The sequence below is a fragment of the Nocardia neocaledoniensis genome (assembly GCF_029868625.1).
GTDB classification, from domain to species: domain Bacteria; phylum Actinomycetota; class Actinomycetes; order Mycobacteriales; family Mycobacteriaceae; genus Nocardia; species Nocardia neocaledoniensis_A.
Genome location: NZ_JARWOJ010000066.1, coordinates 1 through 1,376, shown reverse-complemented (window position 1 = coordinate 1,376; position 1,376 = coordinate 1). Strand labels below are relative to the sequence as shown.

The following is a 1,376-nucleotide window of genomic DNA, read 5'->3' as shown; positions in this document are numbered from 1 at the left end:
GTCACCTTCGTTGCGGCGGAACCCGGAACCACCACGGGGACGGTCATCGCTGTCACGACGGAACCCGCCGCGATCGCCACGGTCGTAACCGCCACGCGAACGATCATCACCTTCATTGCGACGGAAACCACCACGATCCGAACCGCCACGGGGCCGGTCGTCGTCGGTGCGGCGGTAGCCACCGCGGTCACCGCCGCGATCGAAACCACCGGCGGGACGGTCCGATTCATCGCGGCGGCGGTACCCGCCCCGGTCGCCGGAGCTGCCACGAGCCGCGTCGTCGCGCTTCTGGTAACCACCACGGTCACCACTGTCGCCACGACGGAAACCGCCGCGGTCGTTGTCGTCCCGCCGCTGGTACCCGCCACGTCCGGCATCGTCGCGGCGCTGGTAACCGCCACGGTCGGAGCCGCCACGCGAACGGTCGTCGCCTTCATTGCGACGGAAGCCGCCGCGATCTCCGGAGCCGCCACGGCCCGCATCGTCGCGGCGCTGGTAACCGCCACGGTCACCGCTGTCGCTACGACGGAATCCGCCACGGTCGCCACCGCGGTCGCGATCGTCACGGTTGTATCCGCCGCGCTGGCCCTCGGAGCCGGAACCGCTTCGGCCACCGCGACTGTCGTCGTTGCGGCGGAATCCGCCGCCTGTGCCCTTGTTCTCGCCGTGTCCGCCGCGGGGGCGGTCGGTCGGTTCGCCGCGCCGGCCGAAACCGCGGGCGTCTCCGTCCCGGCGGAAAGGCTTCCGTCCGTCGTTGTGTTCCGACACGGCGATCCCTTTCTGGATTCCCCGTTCCCGGGGAGTGTTGTCGTGGCCCCGCCTACAGGAATTCAACCACGGGCAGAGGACGGGGCATCGTCCGCCTGGGTGTGGTGGGCCGTGTTCAGCCCACAAACGCCGATAGGGGACCCAGATCTGGGTCCCCTATCGCGAAGGTATGTCCGGCGGTGTCCTACTCTCCCACACCCTGTCGAGTGCAGTACCATCGGCGCAGGTGGCCTTAGCTTCCGGGTTCGGAATGGGACCGGGCGTTTCCCCACCGCTATAACCGCCGTAACACTATGAAACTATCCACAACAGCGCTGGTCGCCATGAACGACCTGCTGCAGTGTTGTGTGTTGTTTCAGAAACCGCACAGTGGACGCGTAACACCTTCGATAGTAAGCCCTCGGCCTATTAGTACCAGTCACCTACACACATTACTGTGCTTCCAGCTCCGGCCTATCAACCCCATCTTCTGTAGGGGGCCTTAACCCATCAAGTGGGAGAGAAACCTCATCTTGGAACAGGCTTCCCGCTTAGATGCTTTCAGCGGTTATCCCTTCCGAACGTAGCCAACCAGCCATGCCCCTGGCGGAACAACTGGCACACCAGAG

Annotated in this window: 2 rRNA genes and 1 pseudogene; all 3 read right to left on the bottom strand. The window is 65.5% G+C overall.

Going from position 1 to position 1,376, the window contains the following annotated elements:
* Positions 1-566 (bottom strand): annotated as a pseudogene (locus QH270_RS04040) (hypothetical protein); the annotation flags it as partial.
* Between the two features lie 373 nt (positions 567-939).
* A 5S ribosomal RNA gene (rrf, locus tag QH270_RS04035) occupies positions 940-1,056 on the bottom strand.
* 100 nt (positions 1,057-1,156) lie between these two features.
* Positions 1,157-1,376, bottom strand: a 23S ribosomal RNA gene (locus QH270_RS04030); the annotation flags it as partial.